This is a genomic window from Paenibacillus sp. sgz302114 (assembly GCF_056120345.1).
In genome coordinates, this window is record NZ_JBVYOI010000011.1 from 25,067 (window position 1) to 47,476 (window position 22,410).

23 protein-coding genes and 1 pseudogene are annotated in these 22,410 nt (G+C 51.6%); 6 read left to right on the forward strand and 18 right to left on the reverse strand.

Going from position 1 to position 22,410, the window contains the following annotated elements; all coding sequences use genetic code 11:
• Positions 1-19: 19 nt before the first annotated feature.
• The 9 genes from AC0LWF_RS22045 to AC0LWF_RS22085 all read right to left on the reverse strand — a co-directional run bounded on the left by AC0LWF_RS22045 (position 20) and on the right by AC0LWF_RS22085 (position 6,703).
• Complete coding sequence (locus AC0LWF_RS22045; RefSeq protein WP_474653690.1) at positions 20-445, reverse strand: hypothetical protein; 426 nt, start codon at positions 443-445, stop codon at positions 20-22.
• Positions 442-588: a hypothetical protein gene (locus tag AC0LWF_RS22050; RefSeq protein ID WP_177182766.1), complete on the reverse strand. Its 147-nt coding sequence runs from the start codon at positions 586-588 to the stop codon at positions 442-444. The genes AC0LWF_RS22045 and AC0LWF_RS22050 overlap by 4 nt, the downstream gene beginning before the upstream one ends.
• An 18-nt stretch (positions 589-606) precedes the next feature.
• Complete coding sequence (locus AC0LWF_RS22055; RefSeq protein ID WP_177182765.1) at positions 607-759, reverse strand: hypothetical protein; 153 nt, start codon at positions 757-759, stop codon at positions 607-609.
• A 23-nt stretch (positions 760-782) separates the two neighbouring features.
• Positions 783-1,673: a hypothetical protein gene (locus AC0LWF_RS22060; protein ID WP_474653691.1), complete on the reverse strand. Its 891-nt coding sequence runs from the start codon at positions 1,671-1,673 to the stop codon at positions 783-785.
• A 39-nt stretch (positions 1,674-1,712) separates the two neighbouring features.
• On the reverse strand, positions 1,713-2,648 hold the full coding sequence (locus AC0LWF_RS22065; RefSeq protein WP_474653692.1) for a type II secretion system F family protein: 936 nt from the start codon (positions 2,646-2,648) through the stop codon (positions 1,713-1,715).
• Positions 2,642-4,063, reverse strand: coding sequence for an ATPase, T2SS/T4P/T4SS family (locus AC0LWF_RS22070; RefSeq protein ID WP_474653693.1), 1,422 nt, complete (start codon positions 4,061-4,063; stop codon positions 2,642-2,644). The genes AC0LWF_RS22065 and AC0LWF_RS22070 overlap by 7 nt, the downstream gene beginning before the upstream one ends.
• Complete coding sequence (locus tag AC0LWF_RS22075; protein ID WP_474653694.1) at positions 4,063-4,932, reverse strand: CpaE/TadZ family protein; 870 nt, start codon at positions 4,930-4,932, stop codon at positions 4,063-4,065. Before AC0LWF_RS22075 ends, AC0LWF_RS22070 begins: the two co-directional genes overlap by 1 nt.
• A complete protein-coding gene (locus AC0LWF_RS22080; protein ID WP_474653695.1) occupies positions 4,929-5,660 on the reverse strand; it encodes an SAF domain-containing protein in 732 nt (243 codons plus the stop codon). Before AC0LWF_RS22080 ends, AC0LWF_RS22075 begins: the two co-directional genes overlap by 4 nt.
• Before the next feature lie 173 nt (positions 5,661-5,833).
• Positions 5,834-6,703, reverse strand: coding sequence for a helix-turn-helix domain-containing protein (locus AC0LWF_RS22085; RefSeq protein WP_474653696.1), 870 nt, complete (start codon positions 6,701-6,703; stop codon positions 5,834-5,836).
• A gap of 140 nt (positions 6,704-6,843) precedes the next feature.
• On the opposite strand from AC0LWF_RS22085, the gene yicI reads away from it, so the two are divergent.
• Positions 6,844-9,168, forward strand: coding sequence for an alpha-xylosidase (gene yicI / locus AC0LWF_RS22090; protein ID WP_474653697.1), 2,325 nt, complete (start codon positions 6,844-6,846; stop codon positions 9,166-9,168).
• 146 nt (positions 9,169-9,314) lie between these two features.
• Here the strand turns inward: yicI and AC0LWF_RS22095 are convergent, their stop codons facing one another.
• The 7 genes from AC0LWF_RS22095 to AC0LWF_RS22125 form a co-directional block, all read right to left on the reverse strand.
• Positions 9,315-9,989 carry a hypothetical protein gene (locus AC0LWF_RS22095; RefSeq protein ID WP_474653698.1) on the reverse strand — a complete coding sequence of 225 codons (675 nt, stop codon included), beginning with the start codon at positions 9,987-9,989 and terminating at the stop codon, positions 9,315-9,317.
• Between the two features lie 9 nt (positions 9,990-9,998).
• Positions 9,999-10,691 carry a hypothetical protein gene (locus tag AC0LWF_RS22100; protein ID WP_474653699.1) on the reverse strand — a complete coding sequence of 231 codons (693 nt, stop codon included), beginning with the start codon at positions 10,689-10,691 and terminating at the stop codon, positions 9,999-10,001.
• A gap of 166 nt (positions 10,692-10,857) precedes the next feature.
• Positions 10,858-11,208, reverse strand: a complete 351-nt coding sequence (locus AC0LWF_RS22105) for a type II toxin-antitoxin system PemK/MazF family toxin (RefSeq protein WP_090581240.1) — start codon at positions 11,206-11,208, stop codon at positions 10,858-10,860.
• Positions 11,209-11,211: 3 nt separating this feature from the next.
• A complete protein-coding gene (locus AC0LWF_RS22110; protein WP_090581236.1) occupies positions 11,212-11,493 on the reverse strand; it encodes a CopG family ribbon-helix-helix protein in 282 nt (93 codons plus the stop codon).
• Between the two features lie 248 nt (positions 11,494-11,741).
• Complete coding sequence (gene alr / locus AC0LWF_RS22115) at positions 11,742-12,926, reverse strand: alanine racemase (RefSeq protein WP_474653700.1); 1,185 nt, start codon at positions 12,924-12,926, stop codon at positions 11,742-11,744.
• A gap of 165 nt (positions 12,927-13,091) precedes the next feature.
• On the reverse strand, positions 13,092-14,360 hold the full coding sequence (locus AC0LWF_RS22120) for a DUF4367 domain-containing protein (protein WP_474653701.1): 1,269 nt from the start codon (positions 14,358-14,360) through the stop codon (positions 13,092-13,094).
• 179 nt (positions 14,361-14,539) lie between these two features.
• Positions 14,540-15,457, reverse strand: a complete 918-nt coding sequence (locus AC0LWF_RS22125; protein ID WP_474653702.1) for a hypothetical protein — start codon at positions 15,455-15,457, stop codon at positions 14,540-14,542.
• A 136-nt stretch (positions 15,458-15,593) separates the two neighbouring features.
• Here AC0LWF_RS22125 and AC0LWF_RS22130 point away from each other — a divergent pair, with 136 nt between their 5' ends.
• Positions 15,594-17,078: an esterase-like activity of phytase family protein gene (locus AC0LWF_RS22130; protein ID WP_474653703.1), complete on the forward strand. Its 1,485-nt coding sequence runs from the start codon at positions 15,594-15,596 to the stop codon at positions 17,076-17,078.
• Positions 17,079-17,825: 747 nt separating this feature from the next.
• Here AC0LWF_RS22130 and AC0LWF_RS22135 read toward each other — a convergent pair.
• Both AC0LWF_RS22135 and AC0LWF_RS22140 read right to left on the reverse strand, forming a co-directional pair.
• A complete protein-coding gene (locus AC0LWF_RS22135; protein WP_474653704.1) occupies positions 17,826-18,002 on the reverse strand; it encodes a hypothetical protein in 177 nt (58 codons plus the stop codon).
• Positions 17,962-18,117: pseudogene (locus tag AC0LWF_RS22140) on the reverse strand (ankyrin repeat domain-containing protein); the annotation flags it as partial. The gene AC0LWF_RS22135 and the pseudogene AC0LWF_RS22140, both read right to left, overlap by 41 nt.
• A 352-nt stretch (positions 18,118-18,469) precedes the next feature.
• On the opposite strand from AC0LWF_RS22140, the gene AC0LWF_RS22145 reads away from it, so the two are divergent.
• From AC0LWF_RS22145 to AC0LWF_RS22160, 4 genes are all read left to right on the forward strand, one after another.
• The gene (locus AC0LWF_RS22145) at positions 18,470-20,041 is read left to right on the forward strand and encodes a methyl-accepting chemotaxis protein (RefSeq protein ID WP_474653705.1); all 1,572 of its coding nucleotides are present in this window, start codon (positions 18,470-18,472) and stop codon (positions 20,039-20,041) included.
• A 96-nt stretch (positions 20,042-20,137) separates the two neighbouring features.
• Positions 20,138-21,709 carry a methyl-accepting chemotaxis protein gene (locus AC0LWF_RS22150; protein WP_474653706.1) on the forward strand — a complete coding sequence of 524 codons (1,572 nt, stop codon included), beginning with the start codon at positions 20,138-20,140 and terminating at the stop codon, positions 21,707-21,709.
• Positions 21,710-21,737: 28 nt separating this feature from the next.
• Positions 21,738-21,947: a hypothetical protein gene (locus tag AC0LWF_RS22155; RefSeq protein WP_474653707.1), complete on the forward strand. Its 210-nt coding sequence runs from the start codon at positions 21,738-21,740 to the stop codon at positions 21,945-21,947.
• Positions 21,944-22,375 carry an MFS transporter gene (locus AC0LWF_RS22160; RefSeq protein ID WP_474653708.1) on the forward strand — a complete coding sequence of 144 codons (432 nt, stop codon included), beginning with the start codon at positions 21,944-21,946 and terminating at the stop codon, positions 22,373-22,375. The genes AC0LWF_RS22155 and AC0LWF_RS22160 overlap by 4 nt, the downstream gene beginning before the upstream one ends.
• Positions 22,376-22,410 lie beyond the last annotated feature (35 nt).

The following is a 22,410-nucleotide window of genomic DNA, read 5'->3' on the forward strand; positions in this document are numbered from 1 at the left end:
GCTCGCGCCCCTTTCTATTCTAAGGGACATATTCACTCATCTTCATGCCCGAAGCGCATAGCTTCAAGGCATCGGGAGGCGGTGCAATTCCAATCAGCTGATCTATGGCTAATAAACCCTCAATCGGATAGCTAGCTTTCAGCGATAGCGAAGTCCCTCTCGGTAGCGGCGCAGCAGCATTCGTAGCATTAGCGCCTCCCTCGGAGCTGACTTCAAACGTAATAGATCCGGGTTTAAGTCCAAAAGCAGCTAAACGAACCTTTGCTTCCTGCAGCATCTGCGCATCGATATAGCCATGATCGCCATTCGCTCCAACTTCCAGCAAATAGTCCACCTCCTGCTGCAACACCGCTTGCCTCACAATCAGCACATGCTTATAGATCGGAGAGAACATAAACCAGCACATCATCGCAGCCAGCAAAATAAACACAAGCAAGCTCTTCACGGGCTCATACTCCGTATACGGTCCTGCATATGCGTCCCCGCTTGCACGAGCTGTTTCTTAGTTCCCTTCTCGCCGCCGGTCACATTCGAATAAATGATAAGGACGACGACAATAAGCAGCATGGTCATCAATAAAGAACGCATATCGAGCCCTCCCTTTCCTTACGGAAGCACGATGGTTCCGATCTTCGTATTCGCATTCGTGCCCTGCGTTTCTATCTGATCCTTCGTTCCAGTCGAATCTTTGGCGACTACAGCATTGAACAGCAATACAACGACAACAAGCATCATAACCGTGATCAAAATATTTCTCATTTCCCAACCGCCTCCAATATTTATTAGTTCAAATTACTAAACAACTTCTGTCCTTCTCTAACCCATGGGTAGATAAATATTTGAAACGTATACATAATCGGCAAGCCAGCGAGCACGAACAAAAGGTAAGATGTCGATTCCTTCCGGCTGTTCTTCGCCAATTCAAGCTTCTCCTTATAATCTTGAATTCGCTCGCGCAGCAGCTCGTAATAACGCTCGCTTTCATGGAGCCGAAGCGAGTCAATCGTCTCCACGAAGCTTAATCCTTCCTCGGTACCGAGCCGCAGCTTTAGCCGGCGAAGCGCACCTTCCGCATCGTGATACCACTCGCCAAGCAGCATCTGCATCTCGCTGCGCATTGTGCGGGTATAAGGCAGACAACGCATGAGCTTCGTATGAATATGAAGCGAAGAGCCTGCTAGATAGAGCAGCTGGTTGCTGACAATATAGATTTCTTTGGTCATACGTTCGGCGCGCGTCCTTCGTATGGCATCCAGCCAAGGTTGATCCCAGAGCAGAAGCAGCACAATAATAGACAGTAGCAGAGGAGCGGCGACTCGCGGTATTCCGGCAATATCGACTAGCGATACCCCGTAAGCAATCAGGCACCAGAGCGGCATTCCTGCAAAAAACAACCGACGCGCCAATACGTACAGCGCTGCATCACCCGTGAACCCGCAGCCCGCGAGCAGACGCTCCCGCTCCTTGAACGAAGCTTCTCCTCGGTTGATTCTAGCGATGGCAAGCCACTTGCCGCTCACCGTTCTCGTCCGCCACTGCATCAATGCCAAATGCGCAAACCGTGGTCGCCTCGCCGTAATTATCTTCAGCAGCGAAGCCACGAATACAAAGCCAAGCACGTATTGCCCAGCAAGCGCCGCCCACATAACCGCTTCACCAATGGAAATATTCATCAGCCTCAAGTCTCCCCTCTCCTGCCACGCCGCTCTTACTCACATCTTCTTGCGAGACAGCCACAATCCCATCACGAAGGAGCAGAATATCAAGACCGCTGCGTTCAGCAGCATATTGCGGCCTCCCTGATCGGCGATATAGTATTGGTACGCATTGTCCGCGTTGTAATGAAAGTTGATCCCTAGAAACAAGATGAGGAAAAAAACAGGAGAGAAGTTTGCGATTCGAATCTCGAGCAGCTTGTTGCGCTCCTGCTGATTGGCAATGCGAGCTTTGCGCATATCGACGATCAGATCCTTCAAGTTCGCTGCTATTGGATGCCCCTCAGCAAGTCCTGCACGGACGATATTGACAAAATAATCAGCCCACACATGACCGAGTGAAGCTGCAAAAATGCGCAGACTCGCTTCGTCGTCGCCACGGACAGAAACATTGCGATACAGCTGCTCGAACACGGCTTGCATCGGCCCGAGCAACCGCTTCTCTTCGACAGTCCTTTGCAGAGCAGCGCGAATCTGCCTGCCGCCACTAACGAGACAGCATTGATAGAACAGCTCTACAGCCGGTAAGAAATCTACCCGTGTCATCATTTGACGTCGAGTGAGCATGGAGCGAAGCGTCATATAAGGCAGCGATACGAGGAGTCCGCCAAGCATCAACGACCCTTTGACACTTTGAAAGAATAAGGCTCCGAATGAAACACCTACGAGCAGCAGAAGCAAGCTCAACCCGGCAACAGAACTGATTCGCCATTCCAGATGCAGCGACTCGAGCAGCTCTGACAAGTGACGGTGCGGCCTTTCAAACTGTTCCAAATATCTAGAGATGCGCGCTTGCATCCGTTGATCCTGCTTGTAATTCAGCCGACTAGCAGCCTGCTGATGCTGCAGCCAGACACCTAACAAGCCGTGAACCACGATGTACAAACAGCCGAACAGCGCAATCGTGAAAGCGATCAGTCCAAGCCTCAGCATCCGGTGCAATCACCCCCTTCCCCCGGCCACGCACGCTGCAGAGTGAAGCCAGCGCAAGTTCTGCCACCCAGGACTAGCTTCGTCCATGCCTGCTCGGATGGCGCCGCAGGATAGCTCCATTGCTGCGACTCCTCATTAAACGCAGCCCAGTCCCGAACGGCAGGCCCACCCTGCTTCCAGCCAATCTCCGCAAGTCTCACAAGTCTGCGTTTACCTGCCGAGAACTGCATCTCAATGCCAATCTGAGTGACATACTCTGTTATCCGCTTCGCTAGCCGCTCCGGGCTCATGCCCCGGCCGTCGAGCATACACATATCGGTAATCGCTTCCGGCACATCCTCAAGCGTATTCGCATGCAGCGTCGTCATCGAACCGGCATGTCCACGCGTGCAGGCACGAACATAGATGTTCGCATCATCATCCCGAATCTCAGCGTGAATAATTCGCTGCGGCGATTGCCGCAGTGCCAGCTTGAACGCTTGCGTCGAGCGGTGCTGCGCATCTTCTTCGTCCACCTCGTACTCGATGACGTTCTTGGACGGGAAATCCCGCTGAAGCATCAGCTCATGCCGGCTCTCAATCGTGACAAGCCGTTCCTCATCTGGCAGTTCTCCGATAAGCGCCTTAATAAGATTCGTCTTGCCGGAGTTGGTCGGTCCGATAATAACAACGTTGAACCTTGCATCTAACACCGCAAGCAGCATCATCCGCAGCCGTTCGCTTATCGTGCCGTATTCAGGCATACTCAGCTGAGCCAGCTCAAACCTACGTACCGTGTAGAACCGAAGTGTCAATGTCGGCAATGCCGTGAACCCGAAGCCAGTCATCGTCACTCGCGTTCCGTCGCGCAGCATCACTTCAGCCCATCTTTTGCGCGGATTAATCCGGTCGTTGTTGTAGAGCACGAGGTTCTGCTGAATACGCTCTACTTCTCTCAGCGACTCGAACGCATACGCCGATGGCACACTATTGCCGTCGCGCACCTCGAAGATGCGAGTGCCGACAACTTGAATTTCCTCAAGTCCGATGCGTTCAGCCAGTATGAGCTCCAGCACGTTCATACCAATAACCTCTGCGAACAGCGCTTCTGCCAGCGTGCCATAGAGATGGCTGTACCCTGGCAGCTCATGGATTCTCTGACGCAGCAGCCGATCCGCAATGACGGCCAATATGTGCTCGCGATCATCCGTGTAGCCGAGCACCGCCCGGTTCAAGCTCTCGTTGTACTCCCGCTTCTCTTCTTCCGTATCACCACGGGGCAGCGCAAGGTACGAGCGAATATCATCGGCGAGCCTACCAAAATCCCTCTGTGCGCCTGCATCGCTGCCGCCCTCCGCCACCACAGCCACGCCTGACTCCACCGCCCAGAGCTTCGCAGAGAAGGCAGACGGTGAGAATCTCTCCTCCCTCTGCATCAAGAGCTCACCCCGCCGCGATGCGTCAAAAGCTTCTTATACCATGGCTGCACGACAAGCTTCGCTGGACGCTTCAGCCCGTAAGCCGCAATAAGCTGCTTCGCAGGCTCCTTCATCGCTTCTTTACCCTGCTCATTCTGCATCATCCATTCGTCTAACGTCCCCCGGTCAAGCTGAGTAAGCATCGGCTGTGGCAGAGCCATCTCCCCGAGCAGCGAAACACCCATTTCTTTGCAAATGTCCTTCACTTGAAATCCTCCCTTACCCCATGGCTGATGTATAATAACCGCTTCGTAGTCATGAATCCCAATGCCGTAAAGTACTGAAAGCTGTTTCACCCAGCGTTGTCCATCCTCTTGAAAATGGGATAAAGCGCCCGTTGTGGTCATCAGCCGTCGATCCGCTCTGCGCAGCGCGCAAAGAATGGCTGCATTATCCCAATAAGCACCGGCATCAGCGATAACAATATCAAAAGCCGCTTCAGCCGCACCGAGCAAATGCTCAATCTCTTCAATGGTGTAGAACTCCGCCTGATCACGCATCAAATTGCCAAGCAGCATATGCAAACCAGGTACCGCCTGACTTACATGCATCGAGCGAAGCAGCTTCTCCGTCGTAAGCGTGCCCGTGCGCAGTTCAGGCCGCAGCGCATCAAGCGTGGCAGCTGGCTGATCGACGCCAATGAAACGATGGAGCTTAGCGCTCTTCAGGTTCAACTCCAAATACCCGACCGACAAGCCGCTGTACTGCGCTAATCGACAAGCAGTCGCGAACGCCGTCACCGTCGTCCCGATATTCGGTGTCGTGCCGAAGAACGTAAGGAGTGGAGCCCTGTGCGCCATTCCCCTTTGGCTTTGAACACCAATCATCGCACCTCCTCCTTACCTGTCTTAGAAGCTGCAATGTCGAGCGAATCCGAAGAGTACGCAATGACGACTTTACTTGCGCCGCTTTTGCACAACGCATCGAGCTTCAGCCACTGTGTCTCCGTCAAATTCAAATTAATGGCATCTATGACGCCATTGGCATCACGCCTTGCTGCATACATCCCTTCCTGATCGCTGCTTGCCATTGCCTTCAAATTCGAATCATTCATATCATCAATTTCCAAATTGCCTGATGTCTTCACAGAAGCGACGGTTACCGGTTCTTCAAACAACCTCACTGACTCCGACTCGGCTCCCGATCCATATACAATGACCTTATCTCCTGCCCGGATACCGCTTGATACGGACAAGACATAATCTCTCGGGATTTGGAAGGTCGACTGATTGCGCCCGGGCTGCAGTCGGAACTTGCCTACCTTCCACGCCAGCACTGGCTCATTCGCACCAAGCGGAACAATTGCCTCCGATCCGATCAGTTCCTTGGTATCCATAGACATCTCCGGCTCGTAAGAGGCTCTCGAAATCTGCTTCATCCCAAGCATCTCTGCACTCAGTCGCTCACCGGCAGCAACAAAGCGCTGAGGTACGACGATGCTTACCGTTTCTTGGAACTGTACCTGCCGCAGCTGCAGCACATAAACACCATATACGAGCAATGCTGACAGCAGCGCAGCCGTGACCGTGACGAGCAAATTCCGCTTTCTGTTCATCTGTTCATAGCCCATCCTTTCCGCAGCTTCTCAGCGAGAACAAAAAAAAGAACGCAAGCCGGGCATGTGCCCGTGCTTGCGTTCTTCGCATAGCGGTCGCTAATCATCTGCTTATTAATATTGAACTCATAATAGCAAACAAAGATGGAGCTGTCTACCATAAAAATACATTATTACCCTAATCCATCCCGTTCCCGATATTCCGAGGGTGTGCACTGATAAACAGAACGGAACATTTTGCAGAAATAACTGAAGTTGTCAAAGCCAGACTCCAGCGCCGCTTCGCCAATCGAGATTCTTCGATCTGCAAGGAGCGCTGCAGCAATTCGAATGCGAAGCGAATTAATATAATCAATCGGCGTCTTGCGCATAAACGACTTAAACACTCGTGTAAAATGTCCTTCGCTCATGCCAGCCTCTGCCGCCAGCTCCTTGATGGTTAGCTTCCTCGCATAATGAGTATCAATGTAGGTCAGCACGGTTTTGAGCCTCTCCTGCGTATGCATATCGAGCGACGACCGAGGCTCCCTACGCACGAACGCATCACGCGTCACGTATTCCGCAAACAGCATGTACAACCCTGCCTTCAGCCGCATTGGCTTCGCTGGATCCTCCGAATGCTCTAGTGCAATGAGCGACATTAACGGATCGAACAAGCTTTCAGCGAGTGCCTCTGACCCAGTAGCCGCGTGAGGTTCAGGCACAAGCCGCCCCCGACGAATCGGCTCCAAATATTGCGTCGTTGCGCTGTCCCCTTGGCTCATCAGCCAATCCAGATGAAAGACGAGCGCCGCATAAGAGCACGCAGCGCCATCCAGCGAATAGCCGCCATGCAGTTCGCCGCCTGGGATAAACAGCACATCCCCGGCCTTTGCCGTATAGGTAGCCAAGCCGATCTGGAACACCGCTTCCCCGCTCACGACAGCGAGAAATTCCGCTTCCTCATGCCAATGACTATCTAGAATCGGCTCACCAGCCGCTTGGTCCATCCGATAGATACCGACAGGTACGCCTGTGCTGCCGTGACGGCGATTTTCACGCAAATGATGGATATCCACCATACCAACTCCAAATATCATAATTGTATTAATATCAAGCATAATAATACAAGAATGAATACTTTTCAATCATTATACTGTTACTAGGTACAGTGAACAACTATTTTGAGAGGATGAACCGATTTATGAAATTCAGCGACGGATACTGGATGACCCGCGAAGGGTATCAAGTACTCACACCTTATGAAGTCCATGACGTTACCGTTTCAAATAATCGCATTACCGTATACGCTACACACCGGCACTTGGAGAACCGCGCAAACACGCTGAACGAACCGCTCATGACGATGGAATTCTCTTCGCCGATGAAGGATATCATCAAGGCTAAGTTTTATCACCATAAAGGAACGCGCCGCCTCGGCCCAGCATCATTCCCGCTTATGACAGAGGGCGATGCAGCTGTAGAGATACAAGATTCTGCAGAAGCTGTTACTCTAACGAGCGGCGACACAGCGGTTACGATTACGAAAGCGCACCCGCTAACAATCACTTACACGTACAAAGGTCGCAAGCTGACTCGCAGCGGCTTCCGCTCCACTGGCTATATCAAAGCGAATGACGGCAACCACCACTTCCGCGAGCAGCTGGACCTCGGCATTGGCGAGACGGTGTACGGACTTGGCGAGCGGTTCACGCCTTTTGTCAAAAATGGACAAGTCGTTGACATCTGGAACCAGGATGGCGGAACAGCTTCCGAGCAAGCGTACAAAAACGTTCCTTTCTATGTAACGAACCGCGGCTACGGCGTATTCGTGAATCACCCTGAGCTCGTTTCCTACGAAATCGCGTCAGAGAAAGTGTCCAAGGCGCAGTTCAGCGTAGCCGGCGAACAGCTCCAATATTACATCGTTGGCGGCGAATCGCTTAAGGATGTGCTATCCAACTATACAGCGCTAACAGGCAAGCCAGCTCTTCCACCGGCTTGGTCGTTCGGCTTGTGGCTGACGACTTCGTTCACAACGAACTACGATGAAGCGACAGTAACGAGCTTCGTTGACGGCATGGCTGAACGCGATCTTCCGCTTGCGGTGTTCCACTTCGACTGCTTCTGGATGAAAGAATACGAGTGGTGCAACTTCGAATGGGATGAGCGTGTATTCCCAGATCCGAAGGGAATGCTGGAGCGTCTGAAGGCAAAAGGACTTCACATCTGCGTATGGATCAACAGCTATATCGCGCAACGCTCCCCATTGTTCGACGAAGCGATGGAGCTCGGCTACCTCGTGAAACGTCCGGACGGCAGCGTATGGCAGTGGGACTTGTGGCAGTACGGCATGGGTCTGGTTGACTTCACGAACCCGGCAGCGTGCGATTGGTTCAAATCCAAGCTTGCAGTGCTTATTGATATGGGTGTCGACAGCTTCAAAACCGACTTCGGCGAGCGTATCCCGACGGATGTTGTGTACTTCGACGGCTCCGACCCACAGCAAATGCACAATTACTACACGCAGCTGTACAATAAAGTGGTCTTCGAACTGCTTGAAGAGAAGCGCGGCAAAGGCGAAGCTGCTTTGTTTGCCCGTTCCGCTACAGCAGGCGGCCAGCAATTCCCGGTTCACTGGGGCGGCGACTGCGAAGCGACGTACGAGTCGATGGCGGAAAGCCTCCGCGGCGGCTTGTCGTTAGGTTTGTCCGGCTTCAGCTTCTGGAGCCACGATATCGGCGGCTTCGAGCAAAGCTCCCCGCCGGATTTGTACAAGCGCTGGGTAGCGTTCGGCCTGCTCTCGAGCCACAGCCGTCTGCATGGCAGCACTTCGTACCGAGTGCCTTGGCTGTATGACGAAGAAGCGGTTGACGTGCTTCGCCACTATACGAAGCTGAAGCTGCGCCTTATGCCATACTTGTTCGGACAATCCGTAGAATCCGTGCGAATCGGTCTGCCGGTGATGCGCGCAATGGTGCTGGAATTCGGCGAAGACCCGACTGTTGACTATCTCGACCGTCAATACATGCTTGGCGATTCCATCCTTGTCGCACCAATCTTCAACACGGAAGGTGAATCGACTTATTACTTGCCAAAAGGGACATGGACACACTACCTCACTGGCGAGCAAGTAGAAGGCGGCGTATGGCGTCAAGATACGTATGACTACTTCAGCATGCCGCTCTTCGTTCGTGAAAATTCACTCATTCCTGTCGGCGCGGAAGACAGCCGTCCGGATTACGATTATGCAGCAGGCGTTACGCTTCAGCTGTTCGCGCTTCAAGACGGCGCTAGGGCAACTGCAGTTGTACCGACTGTTACAGGCGAAACAGCGTTTACGGCTCGCGCGACACGCAGCGGCTCCACGATTACGGTGGACGCGCAAGGTCAAGCCGAAGGCTGGCAAGTTCTCCTTCGCGGCGTGAACAGCGTTGCCTCCGTTCAAAGCGGCGCGGCCGATGCAGGCGCTGAAGGCGTACGGATCATCCCGGCTGCAGGCGCAGCGCAAGTGGTTATCGAGCTGTAAAATGATTAAAGGACGTAGGCAGATGATCGATCTGCTTACGTCCTTTTGTTTTTGTATAGAAGGAGCTCCCAAGAAATGCGCTCATCCTGCACGCACCTCCTCGGACCTCACGGCACCTCCTATAAGCTGCTGCTCACCTACAGCTCCTACAGCTTCACCTGCTCATTCACTTCCGCATCCTTGCTGAGCTTGAGCGATTTGCGATATTCAATGAGCCCGATTCTGCAGCCCGGACCGATCGTTACATCCGTTCCGCGAACGACATCCGCCGTCGTGTGCTCCAAATAAACGTTGTCGCCTTCGATCAGCTCCGCCGTGAGCTCCCTCTTCTGCGAAGCCGTGAACCACTGCTTCATGCCGCCCCACTTGCTCTTGCGAACGGTAACCTTATTGCCGCCGATTTCCTTCGCTTTGCATGGGCCCCAAGTGCGGATATCCACTTCTTTACCGCTGAGCAGCCCGTGAATGTGGAAGCCGCCCCTGGCATCGAAGTGATCAGCTTCGCATTCGCCGAGCACGTCCAGCTGGCCTCTCAGCTTCATGGAACGGCAGCGGACGCGGCCGGAAACGTTCAGCTGGCCAAGCACATTCATATAGCCGCCAAGCACATCGCCGGACACCGTCGTTTCGCCGATCTGTTGATACTGCCCCGCCTTGAGAGTGCCGGACACATGAAGCGAGCCCATGCTTTTGACCAATTCGCTCTCAATGGTGCCAAGCACTTGGCCTTCGCCCATCACGCGGACGCTGTCGAACAGACCGCCGGACGTCGAGCCCGAGCCGGTAATCTTCACCTTTCTGCTTACGCCAGTTGCCATCATTCAGCCCTCCTAACGCACGAGCTGTTCGCGCGAGTGGACGACAGCGTCCGGATGCACGATAAGCTCGCTCTCGTATTCAACACGGTTAATGACACAGCCCGGACCGATCGATACCCGGCGTCCGCGAACGAGCGATGCAGTCGTCTCCCGCAGCTCGATCTCATCGCCTTCAATGTGCTCCGCACGCAGCTGCGTCTGCCACGCAGAAGGCAGAATCGAGTGAAGCAGCCTCTTAAGCGTCCCGCTGTGCGTGTTCTTCACACGCAGCTCTCTGCAGCGAATCGCTTCTGCGCGAAACGGACCTTCCAGCCATACATGCAGCTGATCCGCGCTCAGCACTCCGCCCACGGAGAGCGCTCCCCTTACTTCGCAACGGTTCGTACGGCAATCGCCATGCACCTTCATAAAGCCGCTGCCTTGGTAGACGTCGCACTGTACGTCCCCCCTCACGGTCACTTGCCCCTCCAGCTTAATTGCAGCCGCCGCTACCGGGCCTTCCACCTTCAGCTTCCCGCTTCCTTCGAACCGCTCCTCGGCCCTCACACTGCCTTTAACCGTCGCCATCCCGCTCATCTTGAACGAATAGCAATCGAGATTGCCGTCTACCGTGCTGACGCCTTCCAGCTCTACGCGGTGAAAATCGCCGCCGCCTGTACGTCCCATACCCGCTATTGCAAAATCCGGCCGATTCATTGTGCTCATATTTGTCATCCTCCATCAGTTCATCATCTTACTCTCATTATGAACCGAGTGCCGAATGCCAGACAGCGGCGGAAGATTGAACTTCCACTACGTCCAAAGACCGACCTCTATAAATGCAAAAAAAAACAGAGCCCTAGTCGGCCCTGCTGTCGTGATTATCCCATATTCAAAAATCAATAAGACCAACGCTGATCTGCAGCGCCTCGTCTACTTTGCGCATCGTTTCATCGTCGAGGTGTGTGATCTTGTCGGTAAGACGCTGTTTATCAATCGTGCGAATCTGTTCGAGAAGAAGGACGGAATCACGGTCAAACCCATGAAGTGCCGCATCAATCTCTACATGCGTCGGCAGCTTAGCCTTCTGTATTTGAGCTGTAATCGCAGCTACAATGACGGTTGGGCTAAAGCGGTTGCCAATATCATTTTGAATAACGAGAACAGGACGCACACCTCCCTGTTCAGAACCGACAACAGGTGACAAATCAGCAAAAAACACATCGCCGCGTTTAACGATCAAGCTTTACACCCCGCTTACGAGTCGGCCGAGCGTATCGCCGGCATCTTCCTCCGCTTGAAAAGCTTCCGACGCCATCACTAAGTTGATTTTGGCCATTTCCAAATAGCCGCGCTGCATCGAATCACGAATCTGACGTTTCTTCCGTTCAATCAAATACAATTTCATTGCCTGACGAATAAATTCGCTCCGGTTCGAGTTTTCTTTGGCGACGATTCCGTCGACTTCCTCCAGCAAATGATCCGGTAAGCTGATCATAATCCTTTTGGTGTTTTGCATATTGGCCACCGAACTCGCACCTCCAAAACATTTCCAACAAAAAACAGTAACAGTATGTCATTGTTTGGTCCGTATTATACACCCTCATATGTATGCGAGCCGTATATCAAGTATGCTGCATAACTGTATGACGATTGTGACATATTTGACCTACAATGCATCCGCGAACGCCTTCAAAATACATTATTCGCGGCAAGACGATAAAATCCTCTAAATCCAATGTAAATCCTTCACAGGGAATTGCTTCCTTGCGAAATTTACAGCAGCGGGTTAGATACCGCCGTTACGCTGCCGCCTCGCAAGTAAACACGGGGCACGCGGTTTGCAATCATGCAAGTGATTTCATAATTAATCGTGCCAAGCTGGTCTGCAACATCATCTGCCGTTATAACTGCATCGCCTTGGCAACCAATCAGGACAACTTCCTCGCCAACCTCGACAGGCTTGTTCCCCGCCGCTGCCGCCGCATCTAGCCCAATCATGCATTGGTCCATGCAGATCGTGCCGCGTACCGGAACTCGCTGTCCGCGCAGCAGCGCTTCCGCCTTGCCCGTCAGCATCCGGCTGAAACCGTCAGCATAACCGATCGGAATTGTACCGATTGCTTCTGTCCCTTGTGTAAAATAACGCGTACCGTAGCTGATTCCCCAGCCCGGGGGCGCATCCTTCACCATGACCACAGCGGTCTTCAAGGTAAGGACTGGCTCAAGCGCAATCCGTGTATGATTCACTTCGGCAGACGGATAAAGGCCGTACATGCTAATGCCGAGACGCAGCATGCCGATGCCCATCTCCGGCGTATCAATGCCTGTCGCGCTATTAGCGGCATGGATAACCGGAATTTCAAGCCCCGCTGCCTTTAACTGTTCCACCACCTGGGAGAAGCGACCGTATTGCAGCTCTGTGTAGCTCTTATCGGTCTCATCCGCGCGCGCGTAATGCGTGAACAGCCCTTCGACATTCAAGTTCGGTTCCAGCATCGCACGCTGGATGAACGGCAGCGCATCGTCGCCTGCTAACACGCCAAGCCGGCCCATGCCGGTGTCGATCTTGACATGAACCGTCAGTTTCTTATCGCTTGGCGGAAGTGCAGCTATTGCTGCAATAATGTCGTCGCTGAACAGCGCGATCGCGATGTTCGCTTCGCGTGCGGCAGCAAGCCCTTCCGGCGGCACATAGCCGAGCACGAGAATGTTCGCGGCGATGCCCGCCTGCCGAAGCTGCAGCGCTTCGTCGAGGAAAGCGACGCCGAGGTAATCAATGCCGCAGCGCTCCGCCTCGCGTGCGATCTCAACCGCTCCGTGGCCGTAAGCGTTCGCTTTTACAGACGCCATAAGCCGCATGCCCTGCGGCATCGCCTCGCGAAAGGACTGCAAGTTGCGCGCGAGCGCATCTAATGATATCTCTGCCCGAGTGGGGCGATAATAAGCACCAAAGTCCAACTTGGTCCACCTTCATTTCCAAAAGTAAACGCCTACCGCAATTTGGGCAGGCGTTTTCTTATTAAACCCGTAGCCTATATGTTAAACGCTGAGGCTTCCGGCTGTCAATGAATTGGCGGGTTTTTCGGGCTAAACAAGTGCTGGAAATTGTTTATTGTACAAGCATTATTTTGTCATCTCGCCTTGTACCGATTGTGCGATCTTCAACATTTCGTTCTCTGGCAAGTCGCCGCTCGTTAGACGGAATTCCGTACCATTATAAGTCCAAGTCAGCGTCTGCTGTTCTCCGTCAAGGAGGGAGCCAGAGAGGGAGCCGACTGTGAATCCGAGGTCTTTCAGCTCGCCTTTCGTTTGCGATACGGCTACATCCTTCGGCTGCGTCTCAATTAATGTATATTCATAGTCGCCAGCATAACGGATAATGATGCCCGCATTGCCTCCGAATACGATGTCCTGCTGATCCTTCTCCGACACGCCGTCCGGCAAGTAGGAAGGCTCGAGCGCTAAGAAGCTTTGGCTGCCAGCCGGCGCCATCGTATCCTCTGCATCCTCGCTTGCATTACCGCTGCTGTTATCGCTGCTGTTGTTGCTCGAATCGTCTGCATTGGTGCTGCTGGAAGCGCTGTTGTCCGGATTGTTGCCGGAAGTATTGTTGTCGGCATTCGAGTTCGTAGAAGCATTATCCGATTGCGATGCGTTGTTGTCCGGCGAAGTCGTCGCTTGATCCGAATTGTTGCTGCTTCCATTGTTGCTGTTGCTGTCATCCGACGGAAGCGCTGTAGTCGGCTTGTCTCCTGCCGGTGTGCCCATATTCGTCTGCGTATCGAATACGCTCTTCTCCAGCTTCGAACCAAATTCGAAGGAATCGAATTTGACCTCTACCATCACTGCTGCGTTCGCATCGCTCACTTCCACTTTGCTTGGCGCATAATCGGACTTGTTCAGCCAAATCTTTTGCCGCGCCAGCGAGCCGTTCTGATAGTTCGCCATGACGTCAAACACATACGCATCGTTGTCTACCGCAAACTGACGGGAATTATCGAGCAGAATGCTCTGCACCAGCGTTTGATACAGGTAGACTTGTCCTTGATTCGCCGGCCAATCGCTTTGGAAACGGAACACTTTATTGAGGCGCGGCGTCAGAACGAATACGCCTTCATCGTTGCGAAGAACAATTTGCGTAATATCCTTCTTGGCATTGGTGAGGGCAATGCGATAGTACTGCGGCTTCTGGTACGATACGTCCACTTGATATTCCAGCGGCTGCTGGCCGGTATGCAGAATCATGGTGCCCTTGCCGTGATAGCTGCCTAGATTGTTTAACGTTTTGTCCAAATCTTTGACTACCGATTCCGCGTCCTTAGTCCCGCAGCCTGCGAGCACCGCCGTGAGGCATAGCAAAATAACTGCGAGAAAACTGATTCGACGACGCATGAGATCAACCCCTCATTCCATTGATTTAAACGTATCCGGAGTTGTACGCAAGCCGCCAAAAAAAGGTTGGCAGCTCGTACGGGACTTGAAGCCGTTTACGCTTGAGATGTTCTATGTCTATGAGGGGACTTGGACAATTATGCAGACTAGCATGACAAGCTTGTGCGGAGTTGTGTCAATTAGTTGGTTAAATCTTGAATAAGCGATTTCACGAGTGCCTTGGCTTCACAATGTGTATGAACGATTATCCCGCCGACATCCTTCCTTCCGAAACCGCCGTATCCCGCTACGAGCTCCCCTATATTTTTGGAATGAAAAGATTTCCATGGATTTCGCCCGATGTTAACCATATAATTCGAGCCCTTCATATAGATGATGATTTGGTAATCAAGATCCGGATAGTAGTAGTAGGAGACAAATCGCTGTACTGCAAAGCTCGTCGCACATTGGTCGACGAAGCCGATGTTACGGTCCATTTGCATCACTTCTTTTAACTCGTGCAGCACCCTTCTCTCTTCTCGGGCCAATTGTACTAATACATCACTCTGTTGTGATAAGTAATCGTCGAGTGAATCTAACATATACGGAATCATCTTAATTATTTCATCATCCATATTCTGATCCTGATAGAAACTAATAAGTTTGTTCACTAAAATGTACTTATCGTTGCTGTCATATAGATCCTTCGGAGATGCGTAATCACTGTTATCTATAATATCTGACCACTCAAGTAAATCTCGGTATGGATTAAAATCAAAACGGTTCTCAAATTTATGCTTGAGTATGGCTGGTGTCGATTTAAACTTGATATCCCAGCAAATATGTTCCTCATCCACCGCTTCCTTACCTAAGAATTGCTCCGATATCGAGGATTCATGGTGATCAAAGTAATATTTCGCATCCGGATGATAAAAGAAATCCAATATAGCCGCGGGCTGTTCCAGGCTCCTATCCAGCCAAGTATTCTTTATATTGAAATCTACAGGACAATACGTGAATTGCTCATATTTGCCCATCTTTTTAAAAATGATTGTCAATAATGCCGCGGAAACGATACCGTCAAAATCTCTATGAAAATAAATCGAAAGCATCTTCATCGCCAGACCACTCCTTATTGAACTTCTTCCTTTACAATACCTCCATTTACTATTTATATCCAGTTAACACAACTCCACTAATCTAGTAGAAGCTACTAAGCGTCTCACCACTATATTAGAGAATTGAGGAGAGCTAATGATGAAGTTCCGCTTTACAAAATGGGCCGCAATCGCGGGGGTCGTATCCGTTGCAGTACTCAGCTCGCAAATCGTAGAGGCTGCTGACACTGCGCTCAAGGCGATCGCGGTCAAAGTGAAGCTGTTTGCAGGTGACAATGAAGTCGCATTAGACAAGGACGCAGTCACAATCAACGGCAGCCTGTATGTGCCGGTTAGAGCGATGGGCGAAGCGCTTGGACAGAACGTCGCTTGGGACAACGCGAGCAAGAAGGTGACGCTTCGCGAATATCCTTTTGTAGAAGGAAAATATACGTGGATGAACCCGCCAAGCCTCGGACTCGGACTCAAGGAAGGCGGCTTCTCTGGACTTCTGCATATGCCAGGTGACCCGGACAACGTGTTCTACACGCTGGCTGACCGTGGTCCAAACGGACTTATTACAATCGACAAAACGGTAAACCGTACGTTCCCGGTTCAGGATTACGTGCCGCGTTTCTATAAAATCAAGCTCGCTGGCGGGCAAGTTACGATATTGGAGACGAACAAGCTCCAGCTGCCTGAAGGTGCGAAGGGCGTTGTCACTGGCGATCGCAGCACGACGGGCCTTAGCAACATCGCGAGCGACGAGAAGTCTTACGATAATACAGGCGCGAAGCTGCTGCCGCTTGACCCGGATGGTCTTGACCTTGAGGGCATTGCATATAGCCCGTCTGACGATACGTTCTGGATGGCTGATGAATATCGCCCATCGCTTATTCAAGTGAAGCGTGACGGCACAATTGTTAGTCGCTATGTTCCTGCCGGCGACAAGGCGAAGCTTGCGAATGCGCAAATCCCTATCGTTGAAGCATTCCCAGCTGTGTACTCGAAGCGCATCGTGAACCGCGGCTTTGAAGGCGTAACGATCAGCCCGGACGGCAAATACTTGTATGCGTCCATTCAAAGCCCGATGGCTGTGCCTGACAAAGCGACTGGTGAAGCGTCCCGTAACCTGCGGATTCTGAAAATGGATCTGGCCACGAAGCAAGTCATCGGCGAATACGTGTATGTCGCAGAGGATGCGAAAACGTTCGTGAATGTATCGCAGAAGGATGTCGTCATCTCCGATCTCCATGCGCTAGCGGCGGACGTGCTGCTCGTGGACGAGCGTGACAAGAACGAAGGCGCTGCTGCGCAAATTAAGCGCGTGTACAAGATCGACTTGTCCAAAGCGACGAACGTCTTGAACAAAGCTGATATTAGCAGCAATGTCGAAGCGCTCGGCAGCGATGAGTTGAAAGCGTCCGGCATCGTAACGGCACCAAAATCGCTCGTTCTCGACCTCACGAAGCTCGGTTATCCGTTCGAGAAGTTCGAAGGGCTCACCGTGCTGAACAAGAACACGATTCTCGTTGCCAACGACAACGACTTCGGCGTAGGCGAATACGACGCGAATGGCGTACTCAAAGTGACGGATAAGCAGACGCAAGTGTGGGAGATCGCGGTAAAAGATTTGTGGTAGTACAGATGTGGGAGTACGAGTGGGGAGTACGAGTGAGGAGTTCAGAGGTGGAGTAGGAACGGGAGTAGGGAGTATGTAGGGGCGTAGATCCCCGCATGCTTCTTTTTTTGGTGGGAGTGAGCTTGTGCGGAGCTTCTGCTGGTGGGGGGCTTCTGCAGGGGCTTCTGGCCCCGCTCTTGCACTTCGTTCAACTGGTTACTCCTGCACATCTCTGCTCTCTTACTTCTACTTCTACTTCTGCTTCTACTTCTGCTTCTACAATCCTGTTCGTCCCGTACTACCTAGCCTTATGCTACTCACACTAACTCACGCTCCCCTTCCTGCTGTAGATACCTGGAGTACTCTCTTTGCCTCAATCTGCCGATGTTCCACTCATGTAGATACCTGGAGTACTCTCTTTGCCCCAATCTGTAGATTTTCCACTCATATAGATACCCGGAGTACTCTCTTCGCCCTACCTCAACTCCTACCACACCGCTAACGAATCGTATGGAGCTTATTTGCCGAAAATCGGTCCTTTCCGCGCGCTAACGAACTCCAGCGTCCTTATTCGGCTCAAATCAGGCAAAAGAAAGAGGTTTGAGCTAAATAACGCTCCTGGAGTTCGTTAGGCAGCAACAGTAGCTCGAAATGGCCGAATAGCGTTACCTGAGTTCGTTAGAGCCTTCCACAGCGCAACAAACAGCCGTCCGAAATAATTCGGACGGCTGTTTTGTACTTCTGTTTGACTGTGCTAACCTAGCCCAGCTATACCGTTTCAGCTGCCGCTTCCGGCAGGTGGGAAACGACAACCTTGTAGATCGTCACTTTGTTGCCGACGATCGGACCGCTTGCCGGCGCTTCGCCAGCTGCTGCCGCTTGGCCGCCGTCATGAGCGCCATGCGAGCTCCAGCTCGCCGAGCATCGCTGCAGCGAACAGGTCAATACGAGCTCCTTTGGAGAGCAAAAATTGTGCAATCTCCCGCCGACCGACATGGGATGCCGCGCCAAGCGCTGTCTCCCAATCGTCCCCGCCCCAATTCATCGAAGCGTGCAGCAGACCTCGATCTCAATTAATACCCAAAGTTTATTCGATAATGATTCTCATTGTCAATGATAATGTTTTTTCTGACCTGTAATTTCTTCATATATAATGATGTAACTGAAAACCTAACTCAAATTGTTAAAAAATCGTTACAATTCGACAAAAATCGATTTGTTCCCGAAAGGAATTTGTCTGTATTTGTCGAAATCATTTCCTAGCACTTTCCTAGCAATTTGATCCTGAAGCTGATCTTTCGGGCTATATTCATACACAAATCAAATAGTTTTTACCCATTTTTTTTAACACTTTACCTCTACTATTAGTACTATGGACTGACAAATCGACGTAAACGGGAGGAAGAACATTAGTGAAACTATCCATTCGCACAAAGCTAATGTCCAGTTTTATCGCCATTCTGGTGCTCTTGGTAGGGATCGGAACACTAGCCATCGTTGAAATGGCGTCCTTGCAGAAATCTAGCAACATCGTGCAAACGAATTGGCTGCCGAGCATTAATAAGATTGGTGTTATCAAAGACTACTTTAGTGAAACTCGTGTAAACGTCAACAAAATTAACCTGGAAAGCAACCCTGCCGAAATTGATAAGATCGCGGCTACAATTAATGACAATATGACCGCGGTAAATAAAGAGATGCAAGGATATGAATCATTCATCATATCTCCCGAAGAAAATACCATTTTCCAAAAATTGACTCAGGATTTAACTACATACAGCGAACGCTTGCCAGCCATTATTCAAGCACGCAAGGATAATCAGCCGGAGAAGGGCTACAAGCTCGTTACTGAACTGACGCCTATACGCAAGATTGTATCCGAAGACTTCAACAAATGGATCGAGTTTAACAATATCGGCTCTAAAGCTGAGGTTGATAAAGCCGCTCGTACGAATGCCGTTGGCAAAACACTTATTATTACTTTTGGAATTATCGCAGTCGTCGCCGGTCTCCTTCTTGCAGCATGGATATCCGAAACGATGGTCAGAGCAATCCGCTCCATTCTGGACGTTGCTGTCAAAGCGGCGAAAGGCGATTTAAGGGATCAAGCGAAGGCGCGCAGCAAGGACGAGCTTGGCACACTTGCAGCTGCATTTAACGAAATGATGGATAATTTACGCAACCTCATTGGTCAAACGGTGAATTCCTCTCAGAATGTATCCGCGGCATCCCAAGAGATTTCCGCAACGACAGAGGAAATCGCCAAAGGCAGCACAGAACAGGCTGAATCCGCACAAGTCATCAGCGAGCTCGTTCGTGAAATGTCCGCAGCGGTTAATGATGTCGCAACGAAAGCAACCCTTGTTGCAGAGCTGTCCGATAAGACGAAGCGCGGCGCAGAAAGCGGCAGCGAGACGATTCAAGCATCCGTTCAAAGTATGGAGAACCTCTCTACCCAGATGAAGCTGCTTGAGAAAGATTCACAGAAGATCGGTCAAATTATCGAAGTCATCGACGAAATTTCCGAACAGACGAACTTGCTTGCTCTGAACGCAGCGATTGAGGCAGCACGTGCAGGCGATCAAGGACGCGGCTTCGCCGTCGTCGCTGATGAAGTACGCAAGCTTGCGGAACGAAGCAGTGAAGCGACACAGCAAATTGCCGGTATTATCAAGGGCATGCAGCATAACACGGACCAAAGCTTGAAGGCGATGGAGCATGCTACAGTACAAACGTCGAAGACAGGCCAAACGTTCCAGAGCATCGTGCGCATGGTGAGCGACACAGCAGATCAAGTGACTGAAATCGCCGCTGCCAGCGAAGAGCAAGCTGCTCAAACTGTAGAAGTGATGCGTGCCGTTGAGACGATTGCAGCAGCAAGCGAAGAATCGGCAGCAGCTGCCGAAGAGACGGCCAGCTCCTCCCAAACTCTTGCACATCTTTCCGAGGAACTCAATCATCATATCAACTACTTCAGAGTCTAACATCATGCAAAGCAGTCGGCTGCTTCCTTTTGCGGCCGGCTTTTATTTTATATAGCTGCTTATCTGCTACTAATCGAACACATTAGGAGGCTAATTATGAAACTCTCTATCCGGACAAAACTAATGTCCAGCTTTATCGCTATACTGGTGCTGCTGTCAGGCATTGGCATCCTCGCCATCGTCGAGATGGCATCTCTTCAGAAATCAAGCTCCATCGTACAGGGCAACTGGCTGCCGAGCATAAATAAGATCGGCGTCATCAAGGACTACTTCGTCGAAGCGCGCACCAATGCGAACAAAATTAACCTAGAGAGCAATCCAACGGAAATCGACAATATCGCGAATACAATTACAGAAAGCATGGCGTCCTCGCTGCAAGATATGCAGAGCTATGAGTCCTATATTATTTCACCGGAAGAAGAAACGATCTTCAAGTCGCTCGAAGAGCATATGCAGGCGTACTCGGATAAGCTGCCTGCTATTATTCAGGCCCGCAAAGACAATCAACCGGAGAAAGGCTACGAGCTTCTGAATGAACTGACGCCAATTCGCAAGCAGGTTATGGAGGACTTCACTAATTGGATTGAATTCAATAATGACGGCGCGAAAGCCGAGGTCGAGAAAGCAGCCCATACGAACGCAGTCGGCAAAACACTCATTATCGTATTCGGCATCATCGCCGTATTGATCGGCATCAGCCTCGCATACTGGATTTCTGAATCTATGGTCAGAGGAATTCGCTCCATTCTTGAAGTGGCAACGAAGGCAGCAAAAGGCGATCTGCGCGAGAAAGCGTCTACGAAAAGCAAGGATGAGCTTGGCACGCTGGCGACAGCATTTAACGATATGATGGACAATCTGCGTCAGCTGATCAGTCAGACATTGCATTCTTCACAGAGCGTATCTGGAGCATCGCAGGAAATATCCGCAACGACGGAGGAAATTGCCAAGGGCAGCACCGAGCAAGCAGAATCGGCGCAAATCATCAGCGAGCTTGTCCGCGAAATGTCAATCGCCGTTAATGATGTCGCAACGAAAGCAAATATGGTATCCGAGCTGTCAGATAAAACGAAACGCGGTGCACTAAGCGGCAGCGAGACGATCCATGCGTCCGTTCAAAGTATGGAGAACCTCTCATCCCAGATGAAGCTGCTGGAGACCGACTCGCAAAAGATCGGCCAAATTATCGAAGTTATCGACGATATATCCGAACAGACGAACCTGCTTGCTCTGAACGCTGCGATTGAGGCAGCTAGAGCTGGTGAGCAAGGACGCGGCTTCGCGGTCGTTGCCGATGAAGTGCGTAAGCTTGCAGAGCGCAGCAGTGAAGCGACGCAGCAAATTGCCGGCATTATTAAAGGAATGCAGCATAATACAGATCAAAGCCTGCGGGCGATGGAGCTTGCGACCACGCAAACGTCCAAGACCGGTCAAACCTTCGACAACATCGTTCGGATGGTAAGCGACACAGCTGATCAAGTGACGGAGATCGCAGCTGCGAGTGAAGAGCAATCTGCTCAGACGGAAGAAGTAATGCGCGCAGTCGAGACAATTGCTGCAGCAAGCGAACAATCAGCAGCGGCAGCGGAAGAAACCGCTAGCTCCTCGCAAACGCTCGCTCATCTCTCCGAAGAGCTCAACCGGAATATTAATTTCTTTAAAGTCTAGCTTGATCAGATCCAAGCCGGCTGCATATATGCGGTCGGCTTTTTATATTCCGTCTGTGGCAGGTCAACATATAAGTAAGGAGCCGATTATTCCGCTGCGAATGTTCCGCAACCGCAGTGTCGTCGTGCTCTCGTCCATCGTGTTTATTCTGATGCTCGGCATCATGGGCGGCATCGCGACGTTCCCGTTCTTCGCACAGAACGTAATGGGTCTAACCCGACAGCATCGGGTTACTTGAACCTTGCCTTCATGGCGGACGCCATTCCGTCTAGCATTCTGAACGGCTTCCCCATCACGAAGGTGCCTTACCGCGATCTGTTTATTACAATCTTCGTGCTCCCAATCATCGGCTACATCATGTTGACACAGATCGGCCTCAGCACAACGGTGGTCTACATTGTAGCGACGTTCTTCATTCTCGGTCTTGGCATCGGCGTCTTGTTCGGCAGCGACAATCTGATCGTGCAGGAATCTGTCGACAAAGCCGATAGCGGCGTTGCGCTCAGTACAGTTCAATTGTTCCAAGCGCTCGGCGCGACGATCGGCCTCAGCGTATTCGGCAGCTTGCTCTCTCGACATATTAAGACAGGCGTCGCCGATATGGCCGATCAGCTCCCTGCCGGAACAGCCGACAATATCGCAACAGGCGGCATTCCGAAGGGATAGAGGTTTTCGTATCATTTTCACTCGCGTCCCTTCGC

Excerpts from the sequence above, each read along its gene's own strand:
- AC0LWF_RS22050 (WP_177182766.1), bottom strand. The coding sequence starts at position 588 with ATGCGTTCTTTATTGATGACCATGCTGCTTATTGTCGTCGTCCTTATC.
- AC0LWF_RS22055 (WP_177182765.1), bottom strand. The coding sequence starts at position 759 with ATGAGAAATATTTTGATCACGGTTATGATGCTTGTTGTCGTTGTATTG.
- AC0LWF_RS22060 (WP_474653691.1), bottom strand. The coding sequence starts at position 1,673 with ATGAATATTTCCATTGGTGAAGCGGTTATGTGGGCGGCGCTTGCTGGG.
- AC0LWF_RS22065 (WP_474653692.1), bottom strand. The coding sequence starts at position 2,648 with ATGCTGAGGCTTGGACTGATCGCTTTCACGATTGCGCTGTTCGGCTGT.
- AC0LWF_RS22070 (WP_474653693.1), bottom strand. The coding sequence starts at position 4,063 with ATGCAGAGGGAGGAGAGATTCTCACCGTCTGCCTTCTCTGCGAAGCTC.
- AC0LWF_RS22075 (WP_474653694.1), bottom strand. The coding sequence starts at position 4,932 with ATGATTGGTGTTCAAAGCCAAAGGGGAATGGCGCACAGGGCTCCACTC.
- AC0LWF_RS22080 (WP_474653695.1), bottom strand. The coding sequence starts at position 5,660 with ATGAACAGAAAGCGGAATTTGCTCGTCACGGTCACGGCTGCGCTGCTG.
- yicI (WP_474653697.1), top strand. The coding sequence starts at position 6,844 with ATGAAATTCAGCGACGGATACTGGATGACCCGCGAAGGGTATCAAGTA.
- AC0LWF_RS22095 (WP_474653698.1), bottom strand. The coding sequence starts at position 9,989 with ATGATGGCAACTGGCGTAAGCAGAAAGGTGAAGATTACCGGCTCGGGC.
- AC0LWF_RS22100 (WP_474653699.1), bottom strand. The coding sequence starts at position 10,691 with ATGAGCACAATGAATCGGCCGGATTTTGCAATAGCGGGTATGGGACGT.
- AC0LWF_RS22120 (WP_474653701.1), bottom strand. The coding sequence starts at position 14,360 with ATGCGTCGTCGAATCAGTTTTCTCGCAGTTATTTTGCTATGCCTCACG.
- AC0LWF_RS22125 (WP_474653702.1), bottom strand. The coding sequence starts at position 15,457 with ATGAAGATGCTTTCGATTTATTTTCATAGAGATTTTGACGGTATCGTT.
- AC0LWF_RS22130 (WP_474653703.1), top strand. The coding sequence starts at position 15,594 with ATGATGAAGTTCCGCTTTACAAAATGGGCCGCAATCGCGGGGGTCGTA.
- AC0LWF_RS22150 (WP_474653706.1), top strand. The coding sequence starts at position 20,138 with ATGAAACTCTCTATCCGGACAAAACTAATGTCCAGCTTTATCGCTATA.
- AC0LWF_RS22155 (WP_474653707.1), top strand. The coding sequence starts at position 21,738 with ATGCGGTCGGCTTTTTATATTCCGTCTGTGGCAGGTCAACATATAAGT.